Genomic DNA, 24126 nt, shown 5'->3' with positions numbered 1-24126 from the left:
ATCGAGAGAGTCGCGGGCGACTCCACGTCGCTCAGCTCGCTTCGAACATGGTGGCGCCGCGTGCGGTCAGTCCCATGATCTGCTCGGCAGGCAGCGGGCGGCTCAGGTGATAGCCCTGGATCAGGTCGCAATGCGCGTCGATCAGCATATCGAGTTGCGCGGCGTGCTCGACGCCTTCGGCAATGACTCGCACGCCCAGTCCATGCGATATGTCGATCATGCCGCGCACGATCATCCTGATCGAATCGTCGCTTGGCATGCGCGCGATGAACGATCGGTCGAGTTTCAGCGCGTGAGGCGCGAAATCCGCGAGATAACGCAGGCTCGAATGGCCCGTGCCGAAATCGTCTATCGCCACGCGCACGCCGAGTTGCCTGAGCGCGCTGAGCGTCTCCTGGGCGAGCGTCGGATTTTCCATCAGCGCGCTTTCGGTAATTTCGATCTGCAGGCTCGAGTGCGGCACGCCATGACGACGCAGCGCCTCGTTGACTACTTCGACGATGTCGCAGGAGACGAGCTGTCGCGCCGAAACGTTGATGGAGACGCCGAGCGCGGTGGCGCCGGCCTGCCGCCATCGAGCCAGTTGACCCAGCGCGCGATCGATGACCCAGCCGCCGACCTGAACGATGAAGCCGCTTTCCTCGAGAATCGGGATGAACACGCTTGGCGAGATCAGACCGCGCGTCGGATGCCGCCAGCGAATGAGCGCCTCCACGCTGTGAACGTCAAGCGAGCGCGGCTCGTGAATCGACTGGTAGTGCAGGACGAACTGATCGCCCGCAAGCGCGGCGGGGAGATCCCGTTCGAGTTCGAAATCGATGATGCGCTCCGTCGCGTGCTTCCCCGTGAAGCGAAAGCCGTTGCGTCCCGCTTTTTTCGCGGCGTACATGGCGATATCGGCATTCGTCAGCAGCGCTTCCTGATCGGCGCCGTCCTGCGGGTACATGGAGATGCCGATCGACGCCGTCACGAAAGCCTCCGCGCGCCCCAGCCGGCCGCTTTCGGCCAGCGCCGCGAGCACCGACTCCGCCGCGCGCGACAGACGAGTTCTCTCGGTCGGCGCGCTCAAGAGCGCAGCGAACTCGTCGCCTCCCAGACGGGCGACATAGGCATCCTGCGGCAGCGCAGCCTTGATGATGTCGCCGATTTCGCGCAGCAACCGGTCCGCGGCGGTGTGCCCGAGCGTGTCGTTGAGCACCTTGAAGCGGTCGAGGTCGATGAACATCAGCCCGAACGGCAAGCCGGCGGCGCAACGCTCCTCGATGCGGCGCACCAGCGCGCTACGGTTCGCGAGGCCCGTGAGCGCATCGGAGTAAGCAAGCCGGTCGAGCTCCGCGAGATACTCGTGCTCGGCTGTCACGTCCTCGCTGATGCCGACGATATGCGTCACGGTGCCGGCTTCGTCGCGTACGGGAAAGCCCGTGCTTCGGATCCAGCGGACCGCTCCGTCCGCGCGGCGAATGCGGTACTGGATTCGTCCCTCCGTCGATTCCGCGACGATCCGGCTCATTTCCGCCTGCAACGGGGGCAGATCGTCGGGCAGAACGAGTTCGAGCCACGCCGTCGGATGCTCGTGGAGCACGGCAGGGTCGATGCCGAACACGGCGCAGGAGCCCGCGCTCACGTGATGAAAGTATGAGAAATCCGCGCTATAGGAGTAGAACGCCATCCTGACGTGCGTTTCCATCTCCGACATCAACTGCTCCTTGGCCCGCAGATCGGTGCTGAGCTTCTTTTCGCGCGTCACATCCGAGGAGGCGCAGAGGAGCGCGAGCACGCGCTGGTTGCGGGCGTCCATGATCGGAATGAGGCGCGAATGCCACCATTTCTCCCCACCCTTCGTGGTCGCGCAAGCGCCGGTGAACGATGTCCGGGCGCCGCGCAATGCGCCGTCGAATGCCGCACTGGCGGCGGCCGCATCGTCGCCGGACCAGAAGCCGAGCCAGTTCGCCCCCGCGAGCGCCTCGGGCGAAGTGGCCTGCATCAGCTCGGCGCCGAACTCCGAAATGCGCAGCATGCGGCCGTTCACGTCGAGCAGCTTGATGCATTCGCGATTGGCGTCGAGCAACGCGCTGGCAAGCGACTGCGCCGCGATTGCACGCGACTGCGCACCGAGCAGGTGCCGCAAGGCGAACGCAAAGACGGCGGCGCTCGCACCGACGGCCAGGCACAGCCGCACGGGAGGCGCGAGGTCGCCGAGCACATGAAGAATCAGCGAAGCGACGCCGAAAGCCGCCGCCGCGACGAGCGCAAGACCGGAAAGTCGGAGTGGCACGCCGCGCGCGTGGCGTGCGAGCACGAAGGACAGGAACTGCTGGTTTTGCGAGGACGCATTGCTTTGCGCCCCGCGTATGCCGGCGGCACTGCCGCCGCGTTGTTCCGACACCGGGCGTGAAGCATTGCTCATTCGTGAGCCCATTTCTAGCGATGATGCGGCGGTTCGATTGGCGAATCGCCCTGATTCAACATATCTCCGTTAACGTCAGGCGCAATGAGAATCTTGCGGGGTGCCGCTCCGGAAATCTCAATGCGACGGAACCATGCCGGAAGCAATTACCGAAATGGCAGGAAGAAGCCGCATGGCGCGATCGATCCGATCGTTCGCCATTTAAATCAGGCACACTCAACGCATGGCTGTCGGCCAGGAGCGACACGGCCGTCGACGCGCCTCCCGATCTGGGTGCAGGGATTGCTTCGGCAGTCTCGCCGCAAGGCGGCCGTCAGCAACGAGAAGGGGGAAAGATTGGATATCCCGGGACAAGTCGTTTCGTTTCTGAGTTCGCGTGGCTTGATGCTTGCAACTGCCGAGTCGTGTACCGCGGGCTATATCGCGTCGCTGATCTCATCGGTGCCGGGCAGCGGAAGCTGTCTCGACGTCGGCTTCGTTACTTATTCGCCGACCGGCAAGGCAGGCTTCCTCGGGGTACGCGAAGAAACGATGAAGCAATACGGCCTGACGAGCGAGGAAGTCGCGCGTGAGATGTCGGAGGGCGCGCTCGCTCAGGAAGCGTGCTGCGCGGACGTCGCCGTGTCGAACACGGGCGTCGCCGACACGGTGCCCGGCGACGGCCCGCCGCCAGGCACGCAATGCTTTGCATGGTCCTACAAGCTGCGCGACGGCCGGGTCGAGACCTTCAGCGAGACGAAGGTCTTCGAGGGCGAGCGCAACGATGTTCGACGCGCCGCGGCGCTTCATGCGTTGTCGCGCATCGAGCATTACTTCAACCGATTGCCGGGACACTGAGTGAGCGAGAAGGGAGGCGAGCATGCAGGAGAGCAAGAACGAATGGCGGCAGTGGCAGCAGGAGGTCATCGGCGAGTTGGGCGTGCGCAAGGACTTCGACGCCGATGCGGAGCGCGAGCGGCGCATTTCCTTCTTGTCCGACTACCTGTCTTCCCAGGGCCTGCGGACATACGTGCTCGGCATCAGCGGCGGCGTGGATTCGTCGACCGCCGGGCGTCTCGCGCAACTGAGCGTCGAGCGCCTTCGTGCACGCGGCTATGAGGCTCATTTCGTCGCGGTCAGGCTGCCATACGGCGCTCAGCGCGACGAGGAAGACGCGCAGCTCGCACTGCGATTCGTGCGTCCGGACGAGACGCTGACCGTCAATGTGAAGGGGCCATCGGACGAGATGCTGTCGTCGCTCAAGCGGGGCGGCGCGCAGTACACCGACGATTTCCAGGAAGACTTCGTGCTCGGCAACATCAAGGCGCGCGAGCGGATGATCGCGCAATACGCGATTGCCGGCGCACGGCGTGGTGTGGTCGTCGGCACCGACCATGCCGCCGAATCGCTGATGGGCTTCTTCACGAAGTTCGGCGACGGCGGCGCGGACATCCTGCCTCTCTCCGGCCTGTCGAAGCGGCGCGTGCGCGCGCTTGCGCGTTCGATGGGCGCTGATGAACGGCTCGTCATGAAAGTGCCCACCGCCGACCTGGAGACGCTCACGCCTCAGCGTCCCGACGAGGACAGCTATGGCGTCACCTACGAGGACATCGACGACTTCCTGGAGGGAAAGGAAGTTGGTGAAGAAGTGCTCACGACGATACGCCGGTTCTACACCGCGACCCGGCACAAGCGGTCGCTTCCGGTCGAGTTGCCGCGCGACTGATGCTGATGCGTCCTGCCGTGTCGCCAGGTGGGTGAGAACGAGCCCGCGAGGGAGGAATGGCGATTGCTCCTGCGTGAAGCGAGGGACACAAAAAACGCACGAGGCAAGACATGGCTGAATCAGACAACGGCGTTCGCAAGAGCACTGCCTATCCGTATTCATCCGGCGGCTGGGGTTCGCTCAAGGCTGTCGCGGGCGCGCTCGCACAGGAGAAGGTGCCGCTGAAGGAAATCACGGTGCTGCTCAAGCAGAACAAGCCCGATGGATTTGCCTGTGTGAGCTGCTCGTGGGCGAAGCCCGCCGATCCGCACATGTTCGAGTTCTGCGAGAGCGGAGCGAAGGCTACCGCATGGGACCTGACGGCCAAGCGCATGACGCCGCAGTTCTTCGACCTTCATACGGTGACGCAGCTCTGCGCGTGGCACGATCACGATCTCGAAGAAGCGGGGCGTCTCACCGCACCCTTGCGCTACGATCCCGCGTCCGACAAGTACGTCGGCGTCAGCTGGGAAGAGGCGTTCGAAGACATCGGCCGCGAGCTGCGCGCGCTCGACCCCGGGCGCGTCGTGTTCTATGCCTCCGGCCGCGCGTCGCTGGAAACGTCGTACATGTATCAGTTGTTCGCGCGCATGTACGGCACGAACAACCTTCCCGACAGCTCGAACATGTGCCACGAGAGCACGAGCGTCGGCCTGAAGGAAGCGATCGGCGCGGGCGTCGGCACCATCACGCTCGACGACTTCGAGAAGACCGACCTCATGTTCTTCTTCGGGCAGAACGTGGGGACCAACAGCCCGCGCATGCTGCATCAGTTGCAGGAAGCGAGGAAGCGCGGCGTGCCGATCATCACGTTCAACCCGCTGCGCGAGCCGGGCCTTCTGCAATTCGCCAACCCGCAATCGCCGGTCGAGATGATGACGCCCGCGCATACGGTGATCAGCACGCAATACCACCAGCTGAAGACGGGCGGCGATACGGCCGCGATACTCGGCATCTGCAAGGCCGTCATTCACGCCGACGATCGCGCAGTCGAGCGCGGCGAACCGCGCATCCTCGATGTCGCATTCATCCAAGAGCACACGACAGGCTTCGAGGCATTCGCCGATTACGTCCGCGCCGCCTCATGGGACGATATCGAGCGCGTGGCGGGAGTTTCGCGCGCGGACCTCGAAGCAGCGGCCGAAGAATACATGCGCGCCAACGCAGTGATCGCTCATTACGGAATGGGCATCACGCAGCACAGGCAAGGCGTGCAGAACGTCCGCATGCTGTGTAACCTGCTCTTTCTGCGCGGCAACGTCGGCAAGCCGGGCGCGGGCCCCTCGCCCGTGCGCGGGCATTCGAACGTGCAAGGGCAGCGCACGGTAGGCATCACCGAAAAGCCGGAGCTCGCGCCGCTCGACAAGCTCGCGAGCCAGTTCGACTTCGAGCCGCCGCGCGAAAAAGGCATGAACGTCGTCGAGGCGTTCGAGGCAATGATCGACGGCAAGGTGAGCGCGGTCGTCAACCTCGGCGGCAATCTGGTGCGTTCCGTGCCGGACCGCCTGCGTATCGAGCCGGCCTGGCGCAACCTGAAGCTCACGGTCAATGTCGCGACGAAGCTCAATCGCAGTCATCTCGTGCACGGCGAGAAGTCGTACATCCTGCCATGCCTGAGCCGCATCGAAATCGATATGCGGGAAAGCGGCGAGCAGGCGGTATCGATGGAAGACAGCACGGGATGCATCCACGGCTCGCGCGGCGTCGCCGAGCCTGCTTCGCCTGACGTGCGCTCGGAGCCGTATATCGTCGCGCAACTGGCGAAGCACACGCTCGGCGAGGGTTCGACCGTCGACTGGGACCGCTGGTGCAACGACTATGCGCTCGTTCGCGAAGAGATCGCGAAGACGTATCCCGAGACCTTTCACGGTTTGAACGAGAGGATGTGGACGCCTGGCGGCTTTCCGCGAGATTTGCCCGCGCGCGAACGCAAATGGCAGACGAAGAGCGGCAAGGCGGAGTTCAAGGCGCCCGAGTCGATCGGCGAAGATCCCGACATGCCCGAGCGCGATTCCCGGTCGTTGCGTCTCATGACGCTGCGCAGCGATAGCCAGTTCAACACGACGATCTATAGCCTCGAAGACCGTTTTCGCGGCATCAGGGGCGAACGCATGGTGATTCTCATGTGCGAAGCGGACATGGCGCAACACGGCCTGAAAAAGGACGACCGTGTGACCTTGCAGACGATCGCGGACGATGGCTTCCAGCGGCGCGTCGCGGGTTTGCGCATCCAGCCGTATGACATACCCGCGGGCTGCATCGCGGGTTATTACCCGGAGTGCAATCCGCTGTTGCCGCTGTGGCATTGCGCCAAGGAAAGCAAGGTGCCCGGCGCGAAATCGATACCGGTGCATATCGTCGAGGTGAACGGCACGCCGCGCGAGGTCTGATCCGTGTGCGCGAGGTAGCGCCAGCCATGCAGGGTCGCCTTCGATGTAACGGGGGCTGTCGGGAAATCACAGGCGTTTCAGGAGTCCATCGCGCGGCGATGCAAGGAGCGAAATCATGGAAGATCAGAAAGAGCAGGACCGTATTCGTCGACGCGCCTACGAGCTATGGGAGCGGCAGGGAAGCCCCGATGGACGCGCGGAAGAATTTTGGGAGCAGGCGAAGGCCATTCTGGCGGAAGAGGAATCGCAAGGTTCCAGCGTCGAGAGTCCGGCCGCTGCGAACAGCCATTGAAGCGGTGGATGAGCGGTCCGGCATGCGCTCAAATGGGGGGCGCACGTCTGTCACGTGCTCCTGCGGGGTCCGTCTGCCTCGCTCGTGCGTTCCGTTCCGCGCTGAACCGGCGTCATGGCATCGGCAATGGCGCTGGCCGCCGCGCGCAGTTCGGGCAACAACTTCATGCAGGCCGCAATGTCGAGTCGCGAAGAAGGGCCATGCAGTGCGAGCGCTGCATACACGCGTCCCGATGCAGCGGAAAGCGGCACGGCAATCGCTACCGAATCATCGCTGAAGATCGACCTCATCGTGGTTGGCACCATCGGAACGGCCTTCTTGCACGATGGTGGAGCGGTCAGGTCGATGGTCGACTGCTCGACCGGGTTTCATGCAGCGTACTCATTGCAATGGACGCGGCAAACTCCGAGGCTTCACTGCGCGGCGCAGGTGTGGCCTGATGGCGATACTGACCGATGCGAGGCGCGCCCGGCCGAAAGACAAACCATTGGACAAACCGTTAGACCCCGCGATATGAGGCGCGCCAAAGCTTGCAATATGCTTGCGAACGCGCTTTAATGGCAGCACACGTATCCGACTTCATATCGAAACTCTCATCCGAGGGGACCTCGCCGTGCGTTTTGCCTTGAATTGCTTCCTAGCACCGCTTTACGTTTCGGCGCATGCCGGAACGTGCGGTTCCGCGCGCGAAGCATCGAAGCAGGCAGGACGTATCCGGAGCCGCGCTTGTCCGGCGGACAAGCCAGCACTTCCGTACGCCCGGTTCTGCGCCTGACCGCTCAACGTCAGCCGCAGGCCGGGCCCAAACCTCCGAGCAACTTCCGACTCTGACGGGCCGAAGTCTTCCGACCAGGCGTGACCTGGCGTATGCGTTCGCGCGTTTGCCGAGCGGTCCTGTCGAGCAGTGCGATATATCCCGAACGCGCTTCGTCACTTGGGGTGGCTTCGTGAGTGCTCGACATCTCTCGTCAGCAATGAATGGCAAGCGCGACGTCATCGCAAGATATTCGAGGCGAGCCGGGTGTCACTTGCGACGCGTCCTCATCCGCTATCCGATGCGCGGGCAATGCGAGTATGCGAAGTGCGGACTGCTACGTTGACTTGCTGCGCGGAATTTGCCGGCTATCGTTTGACTGCCGATGCCCCGCGCGCGCATGCACATTTGTATTCGGCCGATCTCTTGATCGAAGGGCCGAACCACACGCACTGGAGCTTTCGTGCGCTCGATTTTTTCTATGACCCTGCCGAGGCACTGGCTTATTCGATCGAGTGGGGGCGGCTCTGGGTAGAGAACAATGAACATGAGGTCGCGACACGTGGTCGTCGTCCAGACTCCGTGTTCTGACATCGCAACGGCGATGGGAGGATTTCATCCGGACAATGAAAGCGCGGAAAGCAACTGTGGATGGCATCTGCATTCCCGGTCGTGCAGCCTTTTGTGGTCCGCAAATAATCTGGAGGGGTACATGTCCAAAATTCAAGCTGTTCAATCCACGACTGAGAGAGGGCGCGCGGACGACCCGCGGATCCTGTCGGAGTCCGACATCGTTCGATTGAAGCGATGCACGTGCATGCCCGCCTCATCCGCCTCGCAGCGCGAGCTTCTGGAGGAGCTGGAAGCGAAAGCCACGTTTGTCGATCCAGCCGAGATACCGCCCGACGTGGTCACGATGAACACGACCTTCGAGTGTGTGAGCGGCGATGGCGTCGAGGTCCATGAGTGGACGTTGGCGTATCCGGACGAGGCCGATTACCGTGAAGGACGCATCTCCGTGCTGTCGGCGACCGGGATGGGCCTGCTCGGCGCACGATGCGGCCAGACGGTGACCATCCGCGCGCCGAACGACGTGACGATTCAGTATCTCATTCGCCGGATTCTGTTTCAGCCCGAGAGCAGACATTTCGGCAAATAAGCCGGGCAAATCGGATTTGTAAGCAAACAGGTCGTCGCGTAGAGTTATGTGAGACCGATATGAACGACATCTTCGATCTCTTGTCGCTTTTCCTGGTGCTGCTATCGCTCATGTGGCTCCTGGGTTTTGGTCTATCGGTCTCTTCCCGAAGGCATGTTCGAATTATCGATGGCCGGGAGACGGGGCGTGAGCCGGCGAAGTTCGTTACATCCGGCCTTTGTAAATGCAGGCTGCGCCGTTCGGATCGGGCTTGCGGCCGTCTGTATCGCTCGGTCGTTCGATCCCGTCGCAGATTGCGCGGGAGGCGATGACACACAGGTCCCTTGTTCACGCGCGGGCTCGATACGGTAGGCAGATTGCTCTCTCAGAGAACGATACATCGTGCATGGCATACCTCTTATCACCACGCTCGCCGCGGGCTTCGGCATCGCCCTGATCCTGGGCTTTCTGGCCGAGCGGATGAAGGCGCCGGCCTTGGTGGGCTATCTGCTGACCGGCATCATCATCGGCCCGGCGACACCCGGCTTCGTTGCGGATGTCCATCTGGCGTCTCAGCTCTCCGAGATCGGCGTCATGTTGCTGATGTTCGGCGTCGGCCTGCATTTCTCGCTCGATGACCTGTTGGCGGTAAAGCGCATCGCGGTGCCGGGCGCGGTGGCACAAATGGGACTCGCCACGCTGCTGGGCATGGGTATGGCGTCATGGTGGGGATGGAGCTGGGGCAGCGGGCTGATCTTCGGACTGTCGCTGTCATGCGCGAGCACGGTTGTGTTGCTCAGGGCTCTGGAAAGCCGTGGTGTGCTGGAAAGCATGAATGGCCGCATTGCGGTGGGCTGGCTGATCGTCGAGGACCTGGCCACCGTGCTGGTTCTGGTGCTCCTGCCACCTCTAGCCGGTGTGCTGGGTGGATCGGCCGCCGCGCCGGCGGCGGCTACCAAGCCGCTCTGGGTCACGATCGGGCAGACGATCCTGCAGGTGGCGTCGTTCATGGCCGTGATGCTCATCGTGGGCCGCCGTGTGTTGCCCTGGATGCTGTGGCAGGTATCCCGCACGGGTTCGCGCGAATTGTTCACCTTGTCGGTGATCGCCGTCGCCATCGGAATTGCCTACGGTGCGGCGCAGCTGTTCAGCGTGTCGTTTGCGCTCGGTGCATTCTTCGCGGGCATGGTCATGCGCGAGTCGGAGTTCAGCCATCGGGCGGCGCAGGAGTCGCTGCCGCTGCGCGATGCGTTTTCCGTGCTCTTCTTCGTGTCCGTGGGCATGCTGTTCGATCCCGCGATTCTGATGAAGCAGCCGCTGCACGTGGCGGGCGTCCTCGCGATCATCATCTTCGGAAAGTCCGTCGCGGCGCTGGCCCTGGTATTGGCTTTCCGCTACCCGCTCAATACGGCCCTGACGGTTTCCGCCAGCCTTGCCCAGATCGGCGAGTTTTCGTTCATTCTGGCGGGACTGGGGCTCTCGCTCGGATTGCTTCCGGCCGACGGCATGAGCCTCGTGCTTGCCGGCGCGCTGATCTCCATCGCGTTGAATCCGGTGCTGTTTGCCTTGGTGGAGCCGATGCGGCGCTGGATCATCCAGCGTTCGGAACTGGCGCGTGGTCTGGAGCGGCGCGGCGACCCCTATGCCGAATTGCCGATGGACACCGAACGCAGATACCTGCAAGGCCAGGTCGTGCTGGTTGGCTACGGGCGCGTGGGCAAGCGGATTTCACATGCGCTGGGGCTGCGCGGCATTCCCCACGTGGTCGCCGAGCAAAACCGGGTACTCGTCGAGGATCTTCGCAAGGAAGGCATCGCGGCGGTGTCGGGCAACGCGGCTGATCCGGCCGTGTTGATCCAGGCTCACATTGCAGAAGCCGCCATGCTGGTCGTCGCGACCCCCGACACGCTCAACGTCCGGCAAATGGCCGACACCGCGCGAAAGTTGAATCCCGCCATCGAGATCGTCCTGCGCACCCACAGCGAGGACGAGTCGCGGATGCTGCGCAAGGAGGGCATCGGCACGGTCTTCTTTGGCGAGGAAGAACTGGCCAGGGGCATGGCGGGGCATGTATTGCAGCGATTTGCTCCGGCGCCGAAAGGTAAATCAACGGACCAGGCACCGGTCTGAGCCGGCGAGCGGCGAGCATGAGTTGCGCGGGCTGCCGCATGACATGTCATGACGTCAGTGCCGGCCAATGCCGCGATAACTCTCCACTTCCGCGTCGTACGCTGCGAGAAACGCCTTGCCGAACACCGAGGCGAAATCGTCTTCGATCGCGAACACCGTGTCGCGATGGGTCGCCGCATAGCGGTCCCACATCCGCGCCTTGTACAGCGTCGGCAAGTGCCTCTCGTACCACGGCGATACGTCGTCGCGCTCGCGCAGGCGTTGCGGCGAGAAGCGCGTGAGCAGATCCATCAGCGCGGCGCGCATGCCGGCCACCATGCCGATCTGGTGCGCGTGCAGATCCTGGAACGCATCGCTAACCGCGCTCTGCGGCGACATGAAGCCCGGCAGCGGCAGGCCGAACATCTGGCGCAATACCGAGCTGCCGTCCGACAGCAGCTTCAGCGGATTGTTCTCCCGATCGAGCAGCATCGTCATGTGCGCCTTCACTTCGCGCTTGAGAATGCTGCGCGACGACAGCAGCTCGATCGTACCGTTTGCGAACAACGCGAGCAGCTGGCCGGCAACATACAGCTGCTCGGCTGACCACTGATGTGGCTCGGCCGCGGTATCGAGCCCCGCGCCTTCGAAGAACGCATGCAGCAGCGCTTCGGGTGTCGGCGGCTCCGGCGCGCGCGCGGCGGGCGGTGCGGCAGCCGCGTCGGCCGCGTCGACCGGAGCGGCCGCAGCCTGCGCGGGCTGTACGCGCACGTGCTGTGTCCATTCGGGAATTCGGCGCTGAGGCCGATCGGGATAGGCGCATCCGCGCGCTGCTGCGAAGGTGGAACCTGAGCGTGTGCTCGACGGATGAAAGATGTAACCGCGCCATTTCAGTACGAACCCTCACAATTCCCTTAAGCCAAAACGCCTGAGGAATCGCAATAAAAGTCGGAATCCTAAATTGAATCGGAGGATGGGCCGTATCCTCCTGACAGCTGACCTTGCCTAACCGCACGGTTGAAGTGGCGCCGTGAAATCGTCAGCGCCGCCGCTGAAGCAAAGCTCGCACTCACCGTTATCAGTTTCGTGCGCGCCTTTGTTTGATCCTGCAGGAGATGATGTGGGCGCCGTCACACCGGCTACGAAAATTGCCCGCGTGCCCACAACGACTTCGTGAACGGCCAAAGCGTCTACTCAATGCAAAACGACCCGACCGCACACGCGACCGGGTCGTCAAATCTTGATCTTCACGTTACACCGCCCGATGCTTTTCGGGAGACGCATTCCTCACCCAACCGGTTCGCCGAGATTGAGCATCAGCCGATTGGCCCAGGCGAAGATCGCGATGGAATGAACCAGATCGAGAATCTCATCGTCGCTCAATCCGACTTCACGCAGCGCGCGCAGTTGCGCCGGGTCGACCCGACCGGGCGTGAGCGTCAGATCGATCGAAGCCAGCACGATCGCTTTTTCGCGCGGCGACGTGCCAGCCGTAGCGGGATCGTTGAAGACCTGCTCGATCACGTCGTCGCGTTTCGCGAGCTGCTCGAAGCGCTGGGCGTGCACGGACGCACAATACACGCAGCCATTGACTCGCGAAACGACCGTCGATGCCAGTTCCCGTTCCGCGCGCGGCAAGCCGCCCGGCGCATACATGATCGCGTTGAACGCCGCCGAGCGTTGCCGCAGGATTTCCGGCTGATGCGCGAGGAACAGGTAGTAGTCCGATTCCTTTGCCTTCGGATGGCTCTCTTCGAGCACCGCAATCTGCTCGGCGGAGGCGTCGGCGAGCGGCACGATATCCAGCCATGCGTCCCATTCCAGCACGCGATTCGTGAAACCATGGGCTTCGATCAGGCGACTCATGCGGCCTCCGCTTCGTTCAGAGCCTGCAGCGCGCGCAAGCCGGCAGTCAGGCGGATCTGATAGGAAAGAAACGCGATCAGTTGCGCGAGCGCGACCACGGCCGGCGTCGGAATGCCGGCATCGCGCAGACGTTCGAGCGCGGCTTTATCCCCTTCGATGGGTGCCTCGATCAGCGTGCGGGTGAAGTTCAGCATTGCGCGCAGGCGTGACGGCTGGCCTTCGAGCGCGTCGGGCGAATTTTGCGCGATCGGGTCGATCACCGTACGGTCGACACCGATCGAAGCAAGCCGCTGCGCGTAGTGTGCAGCCAGCCCTGACGCGTTCGACAACGTGCATGCATACAGCGCGACGCACAGACGGTCGGCCAGCGTCAGGTCCGGCAGCGCGGGATCGAACAATGCGTCATAGCTGCGCTGCGTTGCCGCGGCGACCTTCTCGCGCTTGTGTCGTGTGGCGTATGTCGCCGAGCCGGGCGCGAGATCCGCAATCCGGTCGATGACGTCGGTGCTGGCATCGTAGGTATCTGTCATGGTTGCTCCTGCCGGGAAGAGTCGTTTGCGTCGGCCGACGCGCGGGAGTGGCGTGCGGCGTCGAGAAAGGCCAGCACCTTGCGCCACGATGCCTCGTCCGCGCGGGCGTTCGCCGCGGGTTCGCCGCCGCCCGTGCTGATGCGTCCCGAAACGGGGTGGGCGTATACGAGCTGGGTGGTCGGCACGTAGGGAAACACGATCGCATGTCCGGCGCGCTCGAAGTCGAGGTGCGCGACCGGATAAGCATGCTTCTGCCGTTCGAGCCGTTCGACGACCATGCGCGAATACTCGGACGAAGGCCAGGAGCCGTCGTCGGTGGCGGACAGGAGCAGCACCGGGCCGTCTATGTTTTCGACGCGAATCCGCGCCCGTTCCACGGCCTCCTCGTCGAGCAATGCGGTCCGGATCGCGCGTTCATGACGATGCGGCGGCGGGCCGTCGTCAAAGGGCTTCCAGCTCGCCGTGCGGTTGTTTTCCCACAGATGCGGCAGCGGCTTTCCATCGAGCAGCCAGGCCGGGCCTTCGCGGCCGATCGCGGGATCGGCGGCATTCTGGGCGCTGTGAACGACCGCGCCGGGCACATAGCCGATCACCGCCTTGATCCGGTCCGGATAGGTCGCCCCGAGGAGCAGCGCCAGCTCGCCGCCGCGCGATTGCCCGCTCACCGCAATGAACCCGTACGCCGGCTGCAACTCGCGTGCGATCCAGTCGAGCGCACGGCGGAAGTACTCGAGCGGCGTGTTGGAGATGTAGTCGGAGAGTCCCGGAGTCTTGAAATAACCGAGCGCGAGCGCCGCATATCCGCGCGATGCATAGAGCGCCCCGCGCGGTTCGTTGATGCCGCCGCCCGATCCGTTGAGCACGAGCACCACCGGATGCGGTCCCGGCGCGGCAGGCAGGAACAGCGTGCCCACCGAACCGTCCGCGCGCATCTCGCGCCGCTGCACGCCGGGCGCCATCAGGCGCTGGGTCAGCTCGGTCGCGGCCAGCACTTGTCCCGCGTCGTCGATGACCTCGATGCGGGTCGTCAGCGGTTGCGCGACGTCTGCCGGAAACACTTCGCGTTTTCCGGCTTCCGTGGGCGCTTGTGACCAGATGAGCCCCATCGGCGCCACGCCCTCGTAGTCGCCTGCAAGCGGTGCGTCGCGGTCGAGATGGACGACGCCGCGAGCGTCGGCGCGAAATACCGCATGACTGGTCCAGACCGTACCCGCGCCGCGCACGGTCCGGGTCCGAAGGGTCAGCGACGCACCCGCCCGCGCGCCGGTCACCGTGATGCGGCGCGCAACGTCGATCAGTGCGTCGCCGGGTGTAGCCGTGATGTCGATCATGCGTGCCTCAGCTGCCGCTGCGCGTGACCATCATGGCGGTGGTCCGGTCGCTGACCGCCGGTGTCACTTTCAGGCCTTTCTTCGCGGCCCACACGTTCTCGTAGTGATAGAGCGGGATCACGCCCACGTCGTCGCTTACCACCTTCACGGCCTGCCGCAGGATCGCCTCGCGCTTGGCGGGGTCGAACTCGGCGGTCGCCGCGTCGAGCGCGTGATCGACGGCCGGGTTGCTGTAGCGCCCCCAGTTCGACGCACCGATGCCTTTCTTCGCGTCGACCGTGCAGAGCACGTTGACGAGCGCATAGCTCGCTTCGCCGGTGCCGTTGCCCCACGCGATCATGCTGACCGCGAACTCGTTCTTGTTCGCCCGGCTCGCATAGGTGGCCCAGGGCATCACCTCGACCTTCGTCTTCACGCCGATGCGGGTCCAGAATTGCGCGACCGCCTGGGCCGTTTCGGGCGCCTGCGGGTAGCGGTCGTTCGGCACGCTGAGCGTCAGCTGGAAGCCGTCCGGAAAGCCCGCTTCGGCCAGCAGCTTCTTCGCCTGGGCCGGGTCGTCCGGAATGTCCTTGACGTCGGGGTTATAGCCGAAGGTCTTCGCCGGCATCCACTGATTGGCGACGGTCGCCGCGCCCTGCAGGATGCGGTCGGTGATGGCGGGACGATTGATCGCCAGCGACAATGCACGGCGCACGCGCACGTCGAGAAGCGGATTGTTCGGCAACGGCTTGCCGGCGTTGTCGGTGATATAGGGGTTGGGACCCGGATGGAAGCTTGGCTGAAGGAGCATCACGCGCAAGCCGGGATACGCGAATACCGACACCTTCGGCGACTGCCTGAGACGCGGCAGGTCGGAGACCGAGACCTTGTCGATCGCATCGACGTCACCGGACAGCAAGGCCGCCGTGCGTGCCGCCGCGTTGCTCACATAGCGATAGTTCACCTTGTCCCAGATCGGCTTGGGGCCCCAGTACGCGTCGTTGCGCGTCATCACCACGCGGTCGCCCGGCGTGTACGAAACGAACTTGTAGGGCCCCGATCCGACCATGGCGCGGCCGGCGTTATAGTCTTCCGACGATGACTTCTCGCCCACGTGCTTGCTCACGATGTGCACGGAGGTCAGATTGAGCGGCAGGTCCGGCGTCGGGATGTTCGTCTTGATGATCAGCGTGTCGGGATCGGGCGCGGTCACGGACGAGATGGTGCGCAGATAGCCGGCGAAGGTGGCGACGGTCCCCGGCACGCTGCGCGCGCGCTGATACGAATAGATCACGTCGTTCGCGGTGAACGGCGTGCCGTCCTGCCACTTGACGTCGCGGCGCAGCTTGAATTCCCACGTGTCGTTGCCGATGGCTTTCCAGCTGGTGGCGAGACCCGGCGCGAGGACGTTGTCGTGGTTCTCGACCAGCAGATCCCAAAAGTGCAGGTCGACGGAGCGGTCACCCGCGTAGTTGTTCAGTTGCGGATCGAGCGACGACAGCGGGTCGGCGAACGCGAGGTTGAGCGTCTGCGCCGATGTGGCGCCGGAACCGAACATGGTCGCGCTCGCGAGCGCGACGGTCAGCGTGGAGAGGAGCGGGCGTTTCACGGTGCAATTCCTGTTGTTTGAAAGTTTTCTGGACGGTGCTTAGTGGACGTCGTTCAGGTGGCATGCGCTGACGTGCCGGATGGCTATGCCGCGCAAGGCCGGCGTTTCGGTCTTGCAGCGCGGCATGGCGTGCGGACAACGCGGGTGAAAATGACAGCCCGACGGTGGTGCGAGCGGGCTCGGCATCTCGCCCTGAATGGCGGCGAAGTGCTTTCTGCGCGAGTCGAGGCGGGGGATCTCGGCCAGCAGGGTCTGCGTGTAAGGATGATTCGGATGGCGGAAGATCTCCTCGACCGGCGCGCTTTCCACCACTCGCCCGAGATACATGATCACCACGCGGTCCGACACCTGTTCGACCACGCCCAGATCGTGGCTGATGAACAGGTAAGTGAGATTGAGCTGCTCGCGCAGGTCCATGAAGAGGTTCAGGATCTGCGCCTGGATCGAGACATCCAGTGCCGCAACGGCTTCGTCGCACACGAGCATCGACGGATTGACCGCGAGCGCTCTCGCAATGCCGATGCGCTGGCGCTGGCCGCCGCTGAACTCATGCGGATAGCGATCGGCGAGCGACGGATCGAGACCCGCGCGCCGCAGCTGCGCGGCGACGTAGCTGTCGAGATCGGCGCGTTCGACCAGACGATGCACGAGCGGCGCTTCGCCGACGATATCGCGGATCCGCCTCCTCGGATTCAGGCTCGAATGCGGATCCTGAAAGATCATCTGGATCGCCAGCCGGGAGGCGCGCAATTCGGCTGCCGGCATGGCCGCGCGGCGTTGTCCGCCGACCAGCGCGTCGCCTTCGGTCGGCGCGATCAGGCCGGACACGATGCGGCCGAGCGTCGATTTTCCGCAGCCCGATTCGCCGACCAGCCCGACCACCTCACCCGGCATGATCTCGAGATCGACACGCTCGACGGCGCGCGTGACCGGCTGCGCCGCGAGCAGATTGCGCCGGCGCAGCCAGTGCGTCACGGCGTTCTCGCGGCGTTCGCCGAAGCGCTGGCTGACGCCGCGGAGTTCGACCAGGGCGCGGGTATCGGCCGGGGATGCAATGTAACTCATGCCGTTGCCTCCCGGCATACATCGGCACGCCGTCCAGGATGAAAGCAGCGCACCAGATGCGTGCCCCGCTCGGTGGCTTGCGCGGCCGGCGACGGCGCGAGCGCCGGCGTACTGGCGCAGGCCGCGGTGGCCCGCGTGCAGCGCGCGGCGAACGCGCAGCCCGGCGGCAGCGAGCGCAGATCGGGCGTCATGCCCGCAATCTGCGAGAGCCGTCTGCCGCGCGTGTCGAGGCCCGGGAGGCTGTCGATCAGCCCGGCGGTATACGGGTGCTGCGGATGGTCGAGCACGGCGTCCACAGTGCCTTGTTCGACGATTCGCCCCGCATACATGACGGCGATGTCGTCGGCGAGACCCGCCACCACGGAAAGATCATGCGTGATCCAGATCAGCGACGTACCCTGCGTGCGCACGAGCGTCTGCACTTCGGACAGAATCTGCGCCTGGATGGTGACGTCGAGGGCAGTGGTCGGTTCATCGGCGATGATGAGATCAGGCTTGTGCAGCATCGCGATCGCGATCGCAATGCGTTGACGCATGCCGCCCGACAGCTGATGCGGATACGCCCGCAGCCGTTCCTCGGGACTGGCTATGCCCATGGCCGCCAGCGCTTCGGCCGCCTGCTCCCGCGCGGCGCGCCGGCTGACGTGACGATGCGCGCGCACGGCTTCGATCATCTGCGCATCGACGCGCTGCACGGGGTTGAGCGTGGACATGGGATCCTGGAACACCATGGCGATACGGCTGCCGCGCAGACGCCGCATCTCCGCTTCCGGCAGGCCGACCAGGTTCTTCCCCCTGAACACGATCTCGCCGCCGACCACGCGGCCGGGGGCATCGACGAGTCCCATGATCGAGAAGCCGGTGACCGACTTGCCCGAACCCGATTCGCCGACGAGACCCAGCACGCGGCCCCGCGCGAGTGTCAGCGAGACGTCTTCGACGGCGGGCAGGACGCCTTCGCGCGTGAAAAAGCGCGTCTGCAGATGCCGGACTTCGAGCGTGTTCTCGACAGCGGAAAATGGAGTGCCGCTCATTTCGCGAACCTCGGATTGAGCAGCGTGCGCAGCCGGTCGCCGACCATGTTGATCGATACCAGGATCGCCAGCAGCGCCAGACCCGGATAGACGCTGATCCAGTATTCGCCCGAGAGCATGGTCTGGTAGCCGTTGGCGATCAGCAGTCCCAGCGACGGCTCGGTAATGGGCACGCCGAGTCCGAGGAACGACAGCGTCGCTTCGAGCGTGATCGCGCGCGCGACCTGCAGTGTGCCCACCACGATCAGCGGAGGCAGGCAGTTCGGCAGGATGTGAACGAGCACGACGCGCCAGTTCGGAATCGCGAGACTGCGCGCGGCTTCGACGTATTCGCGCCGTGCTTCGACCAGCGCCTGTGCGCGGGCGGTCCGCGCGTAGTAAGCCCATTCGATCAGCACCAGCGTGAGCACGACATTCGTCACGCTCTTGCCGAGGAAGGCGAGCAGCATCATCGCGACGAGAATGGAGGGAAAGGCGAGCAGCAGGTCCACGAGCCGCATGATGAGGCTGTCGGTCTTGCCGCCCGCGTACGCCGCGACCAGGCCGAACACCGTCCCGATGACGCCGGCGATGAACGCCGAGCCCAGACCGACCGAAAGGCTCAGGCGCAGGCCGTAAAGCATCGCCGAATAGAGGTCGCGGCCCTGGCCGTCGGTGCCGAGCCAGTACGCATGCGTGCCGGCGCCGTTCATCGAGCCGGGCGGCAGGCGTGCGTCGAGCACGTCGAGTTGCAGCAGGTCGTAGGGGTTCTGCGGCGTGATGAGTGGCGCAAAAATGGCCGCCAGCACGAGCAGCATCGCAACGCCCAACGCGGCCAGCGCCGCAGGCGAGCGGGCGAAATCCGCGACCAGCCGGCGCCACGGCGACTGACGGCGGCGCGTGGCCATCCGCGCGGGCGTCTCCGGCATCAGCGGTGTCGTGCTCATCGGGCGCCCTCCAGCCGCACGCGCGGATCGAGGAACTTGTAGAGGATATCGACGAGCAGGTTCAGCGAAACGAACATGCACACCACCACGATCAGGTACGACAGGATCACCGGGCGGTCGAGCGCGTTGATGCTGTCGAGGATCAGCTTGCCCGCGCCCGGCCACGCGAACACGGTTTCGGTCACGACCGCGAATGCGATGGTCGAGCCGAACTCCAGGCCGATCACCGTGATGAGCGGAATCAACGTGTTGCGCAGGATGTGGACGAGCACGATGCGCCGCGTCGACAGACCCTTGGCGCGTGCGAAACGCACGTGCTCCATCGGCAAGACCTCGCGCACGCCGGCGCTCGTCAGGCGCAGCACGAGGGACACCTTGAAGAGCGACAGATTCAGCGCGGGCAGGATCAGGTGGCGCAGGCCGTCGAGCGTGAGCCATGACCACTGGACGCCGAACAGGCTCGCGGTTGCGCCGCGGCCGCTGGCGGGCAGCCAGCCGAGCTGCACGCTGAACAGCATGATGAGCATCAGACCGACCCAGAACGTCGGCAGCGAGAAGCCGACGATGCTGCCCGTCATGAGGATTTTCGACAGCGGGTTGTCCGGACGCAGGCCCGCGAACAGCCCGAGCGGGATGCCGATCACGAGCGCGAGCAGGAGCGCCGCGACGGCAAGCTCGAACGTGGCGGGCAGGCGCTGCAGGATCAGCCCGATGGCGGGTTCGTTATAGACGAAGCTGTTGCCGAGATTGCCGTGCGCCGCGCCCGCCAGGAACGCGAGGTACTGCTTCCAGAGCGGCTGGTCCAGACCCAGCTGCGCGACGATGCGCGCCCGGTCGACCTGATCGACGTCCTGCCCGATCAGGATGTCGATGGGATTGCCGATCGCGTGCAGACCGATGAACACGATCAGCGTCATCAGCAGCACGACGAACGCCGCCTGCGCGACGCGGCGAATGAGCCAGCCGCTCATTTGTCCTCCGCATACAGGGCCGGCGCTTCGGCGGGCTGCCATTCGTCGCCGTAGAGCTCCGGTTCCGTGTAGGCTTCGAGCGCAGCATAGTGCTGCTCCACGTCTTCCCGGTACAGCAGGGTGGCGATGCCCCGGGCGAGCCGCTTCGCACCGGTGCTGATGGCGGGGATGTCGCCCGAGACGGCGCCGTGCGAGAGCGTCGCCGGATAGCAGAAGCAGTGGATGTTCGACAGGCCGGGGCAGGCGCCCGGGACTTGTTCGAGGAATTCGAAGGCCGGCCCGAGATCGGGCGAGTCGGACAGCTCGGCATCCTGATCGTCCGCGCTTCGCGGCGTGTAGCGGCTCGCCCAGGTCCGCACGTGCGGCGCGAACGCGGCGAACTCGGGGCGCGCGGTCCAGTCGATCTTGAAGCCCGTCGAGACCACGAGGAAGTCGGCCGCGAAGGTGCCCTTGGGCGTGTGGATGGCGAGGCCGTCCGGCGTGCTGTCGACCGACGAAACCGGGCATCCGAGATTGAACCGCGCGTTCGCATGACGCGACACACGCAGCGTGCTGCCGCGCGGCGGCGGAACCTGCACCGCGTTGATGTAATGGCGGATCTTCCATTTCCATTCGTCGGGCAGCGCATGATGACCGTGCGTGAGGCCGGGATTGCCGGCGCCCTTGCCCTTGTTCACCCGCGGAAAATCCGCGCGCCTGATCAGCAAATCGACGCTCGCGGCCCCGGCTTCGAGCGCCGTGGCGGCGCTGTCCATCGCCGATGCGCCACCGCCGACCACTGCCACGCGCTTGCCGGCGAGCGTGCGGTAATCGTACGCATCGGACGAATGCGCCCAGCGGCCGCGCGGCAAGCCGTCGATGAAACCGGGCAGCGCGGGTCCGCCCAGGCCGTCGCGGCCGGTCGCCACCACGACGCGGCGCGCGTAGACATCGAAGCGCTTCTGATGCGCCTGCACGCTCAGCACGACGAGACCGTCGGCGCGCGGCGTGATCGCTTCGATCGTGTGGTCGTTGCGCACGTCGAGCGCGAGCACGCGGCGATACCAGATCAGATATTCCATCCATTGCAGGCGGTCGATCTTGTCGAGCGCCTGCCACGCCTGCGCGCCGAACTGAGCCTCGAACCACGCGCGGAACGTCAGCGCGGGCAATCCCAGAGCCGGTCCGGTGAGTTGCTTGGGCGAGCGCAGCGTTTCCATGCGCGCGGTCGTGGCCCAGGGACCTTCCAGTCCCTGCGGCGAACGGTCGAAGATGCGCGCCCGCACGCCCAGCAGCTTGAGGGCCGCGGCGGCCGCCAGTCCGGCCATGCCGCCGCCGATCACCGCGACGTCCAGCACTTCGCCGCCGTCGTGGGTCTTGCCGATCACCCATTCCCGCGCGGGCAATTCGAGCAGGGAGAGGTCTTCGGCCAATCGTGCTTCAAGCGCTTCGAGCGCCGCGAGGCCGCTGGGTGGATTCGATGAGGCGATAGTGTCGGGGCTCACGTGGTGTGCTCTTCGATCGGATTGAGAACGTCGTTGGGCGCGTCGTAAAGCGCCTGAAGGATCGCGCCGTGCTGGCTCGCGTCGTGCAGAACGAAGTCGGGCAGGATCTCGGCGGCGGCCTGCGCGAGCGCTTGCGCCGCGGCAACGGTCGCCGCGCTCGGCGGACGGAATTCCGGCGTGATGACGCCGAACAGGAACGCGATGCGGATATCGAGCGGACGGATCACCACGCCTTCGACCGGCAGACCGAGCGCCGTCACCGGTTCCAGCACGGCGAGCCCGAGACCCGCGCGCACCGCGCCGAGCGCGTTCAACGACGAATTCGTTTCGATCACGCCGGCCGTGCGCACGCCCGCCTGCGCGAACGCCGCATCGAGGCGCGGCCGCAGCCGGTAGGGGTTTTGCATCGTGACGAGGCGCCGGTTGGCGAAGTCGCTCAAGGCGATCCGCGGCGCTTGGGCGAGCGGGTCGTCGGCGCGCACGGCGGCGACGCATGCGGTTTCGCCGATCCAGTGCACGAGCACGCCGCGATGTTCGAGCGGCAGGCTCGACACGCCGATATCGACGATGCCGTTCAGCACGGCATCGACCACCTGTTCGGGCGCTGCGCTGCGCAAATGGACGGATTCGAGCGGATGACTCCGATCGAGCAGGGCCAGCGCGCGGGGCACCAGTCCGGCGGCGAGCGCGGACGTCGCGGCGAGCGTGACGGGCGGCGGCGACTGCCGGGCGATCTGTTCGGCGCGCGCCTTGACCTGACGCAGATGGGCCAGCGTGCGTTCGACGTCCTGGTAGAGCTGCGACGCCTCGCGCGTAGGCGCGACGCGCGGCCCGAAGCGCTGGAATAGCGGATAGCCGATTTCGGCTTCCAGTTCCTGAATGGAGCGCGTCACGGCCGGCTGCGATCGCCCGAGCAGGCGCCCGGCAGCGGTGACGCTCCCGGCGGATATCACTGCGGCAAACGCCTCCAGTTGGCGAATTTCCATGGATACGCGAGCCTGGTTGATCGAATCGATGAATTCGGAAAATGCATTCTTACGCGGGAAGCATGCAAATTGCAAATTATTAAAAATTCTTTGCATAGGGCGCCGCGTGGAAAGGGCGCCGACGTCCGGGCGATTGATGCGCTGCGGGATCGCTGTCGGCAGGCTGGTCGTATGGAGGGCCGGCGGAGCCGGGTCGTTCGGCGGGCAGGGAGCGGGTCGATTCCGGAGGAGGGGGGCCGAACGGGAGGAGACACCGGCTATCGCCGGAATCAGATCGCGGGTCATCGGCCCCGATGGTCCGGAGCCGATGACAGCAGTGGCTTGATCGGCTACGAGAAATCGATCAGCACTTTCATCGCCTTCGACCGGTCACCTGCCTTCTGAAATGCCTGCAGGCAATCGCGATAAGGAAACACCTCGGAAATCAGCGGCTTTACGTCGACGAGTCCCTTGTTCAGCAACTCGACCGCCATGGCGAACTCCTCGTGGAACCGGAACGCGCCGCGGAGATCGAGCTCCTTCGCGACGATCGCGTTCATCGGCAGCGGCGCATCGCCGCCGAGTCCGACCTGAACGATCACGCCGCGCGGCCGGATCACGTCGAGCGCCGCGCGCAGCGCTGCCGCGTTGCCGCTTGCCTCGAACAGCACGTCGAAGCTGCCTTTGTTCTGCGCGAACGGCTGCAGCGCATCGGGCGTTTCCATCACGTTGAACGCTTCGTCGGCGCCGACGAGGCGGGCGCTTTCGAGTGGAAGGGCGCTGACATCCGTCGCGACGATGTGCGCGGCGCCCCCACGCCGCGCGGCGGCGACGATCAGCGCGCCGATCGGACCGCAACCGGTCACGAGTACGCGCTTGCCGAGCAGCGGGCCCGCGCGTCGCACCGCGTGCAACGCGACGGACAACGGCTCGGCCATCGCCGCTTCGGCGTCGCTGAGCGTATCGGCGACGGCGTGGGCCTGCGATTTGTCGATGACCACTTCCTGGCGGAACGCGCCTTGCACGTGAGGCGTGCGCATTGCGCTGCCGTAGTAGCGCATGTCGAGGCAATGGTTCTGCAAGCCTTGCTGGCAATACTCGCACTGCCCGCACGGACGGCTGGGGCTGATCGCGATGCGCGTGCCGTTCGGCACGCCGGTCACGGCCGAACCCGCTGCCGTCACGACGCCCGCGACCTCATGCCCGAGCACCATCGGCTCCTTGATGCGGACCGTGCCGAAGCCGCCGTGATTGAAGTAATGCAGATCCGAACCGCAGATGCCGCCGGTCCGCACGCGGACGAGCAGCTGATCGGCTTCGGGAGCCGGCGTCGGAACCTCTTCGATACGAAGATCGCGCGGGGCGTGAATGACGAGTGCATGCATGAGTTGAGTCTCCATCAAGATATCGTTCGTTGATTGCCGGCGGGGGGCGATCGAATGAGGGGCGAAGTGCTACTCCACCGCCTTCATCATCTCCTCCACCACCTTCTTCGCGTCCCCGAACACCATCATCGTCTTGTCCATATAGAA

At 64.9% G+C, this 24126-nt stretch carries 20 protein-coding genes and 1 pseudogene; 8 read left to right on the top strand and 13 right to left on the bottom strand.

Annotated elements, in window-relative coordinates:
- Positions 1-31 precede the first annotated feature (31 nt).
- A complete protein-coding gene (locus AWB83_RS33735; protein WP_087049935.1) occupies positions 32-2407 on the bottom strand; it encodes a putative bifunctional diguanylate cyclase/phosphodiesterase in 2376 nt (791 codons plus the stop codon).
- 336 nt (positions 2408-2743) lie between these two features.
- On the opposite strand from AWB83_RS33735, the gene AWB83_RS33730 reads away from it, so the two are divergent.
- The 8 genes from AWB83_RS33730 to AWB83_RS33700 all read left to right on the top strand — a co-directional run bounded on the left by AWB83_RS33730 (position 2744) and on the right by AWB83_RS33700 (position 10855).
- The gene (locus tag AWB83_RS33730) at positions 2744-3244 is read left to right on the top strand and encodes a CinA family protein (RefSeq protein WP_087049934.1); all 501 of its coding nucleotides are present in this window, start codon (positions 2744-2746) and stop codon (positions 3242-3244) included.
- 22 nt (positions 3245-3266) lie between these two features.
- Entirely contained in the window at positions 3267-4112 is an 846-nt protein-coding gene (gene nadE / locus AWB83_RS33725) for an NAD(+) synthase (protein ID WP_087049933.1), read from the top strand.
- Between the two features lie 110 nt (positions 4113-4222).
- A complete protein-coding gene (locus tag AWB83_RS33720) occupies positions 4223-6541 on the top strand; it encodes an FdhF/YdeP family oxidoreductase (protein ID WP_087049932.1) in 2319 nt (772 codons plus the stop codon).
- A gap of 115 nt (positions 6542-6656) precedes the next feature.
- Positions 6657-6833: a DUF2934 domain-containing protein gene (locus tag AWB83_RS33715; protein ID WP_087049931.1), complete on the top strand. Its 177-nt coding sequence runs from the start codon at positions 6657-6659 to the stop codon at positions 6831-6833.
- Positions 6834-6959: 126 nt separating this feature from the next.
- Positions 6960-7391: a hypothetical protein gene (locus AWB83_RS37790; RefSeq protein ID WP_374729152.1), complete on the top strand. Its 432-nt coding sequence runs from the start codon at positions 6960-6962 to the stop codon at positions 7389-7391.
- A 463-nt stretch (positions 7392-7854) separates the two neighbouring features.
- On the top strand, positions 7855-8178 hold the full coding sequence (locus AWB83_RS36315) for a hypothetical protein (RefSeq protein WP_143750148.1): 324 nt from the start codon (positions 7855-7857) through the stop codon (positions 8176-8178).
- Between the two features lie 226 nt (positions 8179-8404).
- On the top strand, positions 8405-8746 hold the full coding sequence (locus AWB83_RS33705) for a GreA/GreB family elongation factor (RefSeq protein ID WP_244197976.1): 342 nt from the start codon (positions 8405-8407) through the stop codon (positions 8744-8746).
- Positions 8747-9124: 378 nt separating this feature from the next.
- Positions 9125-10855 (top strand): cation:proton antiporter domain-containing protein, encoded by a 1731-nt coding sequence (locus tag AWB83_RS33700; protein WP_087049930.1) that lies wholly within the window; start codon positions 9125-9127, stop codon positions 10853-10855.
- Positions 10856-10909: 54 nt separating this feature from the next.
- Here AWB83_RS33700 and tagH read toward each other — a convergent pair.
- The 12 genes and pseudogenes from tagH to AWB83_RS33645 all read right to left on the bottom strand — a co-directional run.
- Positions 10910-11623 (bottom strand): annotated as a pseudogene (tagH, locus tag AWB83_RS33695) (type VI secretion system-associated FHA domain protein TagH); the annotation flags it as partial.
- A 498-nt stretch (positions 11624-12121) separates the two neighbouring features.
- Complete coding sequence (locus AWB83_RS33690; RefSeq protein ID WP_087049929.1) at positions 12122-12700, bottom strand: peroxidase-related enzyme; 579 nt, start codon at positions 12698-12700, stop codon at positions 12122-12124.
- Complete coding sequence (locus AWB83_RS37460; protein WP_244197975.1) at positions 12697-13230, bottom strand: CMD domain protein; 534 nt, start codon at positions 13228-13230, stop codon at positions 12697-12699. Before AWB83_RS37460 ends, AWB83_RS33690 begins: the two co-directional genes overlap by 4 nt.
- Entirely contained in the window at positions 13227-14561 is a 1335-nt protein-coding gene (locus tag AWB83_RS33685) for an acyl-CoA thioesterase/BAAT N-terminal domain-containing protein (RefSeq protein WP_244197974.1), read from the bottom strand. The genes AWB83_RS37460 and AWB83_RS33685 overlap by 4 nt, the downstream gene beginning before the upstream one ends.
- A 7-nt stretch (positions 14562-14568) precedes the next feature.
- Positions 14569-16149 (bottom strand): ABC transporter substrate-binding protein, encoded by a 1581-nt coding sequence (locus AWB83_RS33680; protein ID WP_087049928.1) that lies wholly within the window; start codon positions 16147-16149, stop codon positions 14569-14571.
- A gap of 39 nt (positions 16150-16188) precedes the next feature.
- Positions 16189-17214, bottom strand: a complete 1026-nt coding sequence (locus AWB83_RS33675) for an ABC transporter ATP-binding protein (RefSeq protein WP_087049942.1) — start codon at positions 17212-17214, stop codon at positions 16189-16191.
- Complete coding sequence (locus AWB83_RS33670; protein ID WP_087049927.1) at positions 17211-18248, bottom strand: ABC transporter ATP-binding protein; 1038 nt, start codon at positions 18246-18248, stop codon at positions 17211-17213. Before AWB83_RS33670 ends, AWB83_RS33675 begins: the two co-directional genes overlap by 4 nt.
- On the bottom strand, positions 18245-19174 hold the full coding sequence (locus tag AWB83_RS33665; RefSeq protein ID WP_087049926.1) for an ABC transporter permease: 930 nt from the start codon (positions 19172-19174) through the stop codon (positions 18245-18247). The genes AWB83_RS33670 and AWB83_RS33665 overlap by 4 nt, the downstream gene beginning before the upstream one ends.
- Positions 19171-20145, bottom strand: a complete 975-nt coding sequence (locus tag AWB83_RS33660; protein ID WP_087049925.1) for an ABC transporter permease — start codon at positions 20143-20145, stop codon at positions 19171-19173. Before AWB83_RS33660 ends, AWB83_RS33665 begins: the two co-directional genes overlap by 4 nt.
- Positions 20142-21629 carry a flavin-containing monooxygenase gene (locus AWB83_RS33655; RefSeq protein WP_087049924.1) on the bottom strand — a complete coding sequence of 496 codons (1488 nt, stop codon included), beginning with the start codon at positions 21627-21629 and terminating at the stop codon, positions 20142-20144. The genes AWB83_RS33660 and AWB83_RS33655 overlap by 4 nt, the downstream gene beginning before the upstream one ends.
- A complete protein-coding gene (locus AWB83_RS33650) occupies positions 21626-22615 on the bottom strand; it encodes a LysR family transcriptional regulator (protein WP_087049923.1) in 990 nt (329 codons plus the stop codon). The genes AWB83_RS33655 and AWB83_RS33650 overlap by 4 nt, the downstream gene beginning before the upstream one ends.
- A gap of 329 nt (positions 22616-22944) precedes the next feature.
- On the bottom strand, positions 22945-23979 hold the full coding sequence (locus tag AWB83_RS33645) for an L-idonate 5-dehydrogenase (protein WP_087049941.1): 1035 nt from the start codon (positions 23977-23979) through the stop codon (positions 22945-22947).
- Positions 23980-24126: the final 147 nt, after the last annotated feature.

Origin of the sequence: Caballeronia ptereochthonis (genome assembly GCF_001545075.1) — a bacterium.
GTDB lineage: Bacteria > Pseudomonadota > Gammaproteobacteria > Burkholderiales > Burkholderiaceae > Caballeronia > Caballeronia ptereochthonis.
Note: the sequence above shows the minus strand (reverse complement) of the source record. Positions and strands in the feature narration are given on the sequence as shown.

Bases quoted from the DNA above. Each gene is read 5' to 3' on its own strand.
- AWB83_RS33735 (WP_087049935.1), bottom strand. From the start codon at position 2,407: ATGAGCAATGCTTCACGCCCGGTGTCGGAACAACGCGGCGGCAGTGCC.
- nadE (WP_087049933.1), top strand. From the start codon at position 3,267: ATGCAGGAGAGCAAGAACGAATGGCGGCAGTGGCAGCAGGAGGTCATC.
- AWB83_RS33720 (WP_087049932.1), top strand. From the start codon at position 4,223: ATGGCTGAATCAGACAACGGCGTTCGCAAGAGCACTGCCTATCCGTAT.
- AWB83_RS33715 (WP_087049931.1), top strand. From the start codon at position 6,657: ATGGAAGATCAGAAAGAGCAGGACCGTATTCGTCGACGCGCCTACGAG.
- AWB83_RS37790 (WP_374729152.1), top strand. From the start codon at position 6,960: ATGGCGCTGGCCGCCGCGCGCAGTTCGGGCAACAACTTCATGCAGGCC.
- AWB83_RS33705 (WP_244197976.1), top strand. From the start codon at position 8,405: ATGCCCGCCTCATCCGCCTCGCAGCGCGAGCTTCTGGAGGAGCTGGAA.
- AWB83_RS33690 (WP_087049929.1), bottom strand. From the start codon at position 12,700: ATGAGTCGCCTGATCGAAGCCCATGGTTTCACGAATCGCGTGCTGGAA.
- AWB83_RS37460 (WP_244197975.1), bottom strand. From the start codon at position 13,230: ATGACAGATACCTACGATGCCAGCACCGACGTCATCGACCGGATTGCG.
- AWB83_RS33685 (WP_244197974.1), bottom strand. From the start codon at position 14,561: ATGATCGACATCACGGCTACACCCGGCGACGCACTGATCGACGTTGCG.
- AWB83_RS33675 (WP_087049942.1), bottom strand. From the start codon at position 17,214: ATGAGTTACATTGCATCCCCGGCCGATACCCGCGCCCTGGTCGAACTC.
- AWB83_RS33670 (WP_087049927.1), bottom strand. From the start codon at position 18,248: ATGAGCGGCACTCCATTTTCCGCTGTCGAGAACACGCTCGAAGTCCGG.
- AWB83_RS33665 (WP_087049926.1), bottom strand. From the start codon at position 19,174: ATGAGCACGACACCGCTGATGCCGGAGACGCCCGCGCGGATGGCCACG.
- AWB83_RS33660 (WP_087049925.1), bottom strand. From the start codon at position 20,145: ATGAGCGGCTGGCTCATTCGCCGCGTCGCGCAGGCGGCGTTCGTCGTG.
- AWB83_RS33650 (WP_087049923.1), bottom strand. From the start codon at position 22,615: ATGGAAATTCGCCAACTGGAGGCGTTTGCCGCAGTGATATCCGCCGGG.
- AWB83_RS33645 (WP_087049941.1), bottom strand. From the start codon at position 23,979: ATGCATGCACTCGTCATTCACGCCCCGCGCGATCTTCGTATCGAAGAG.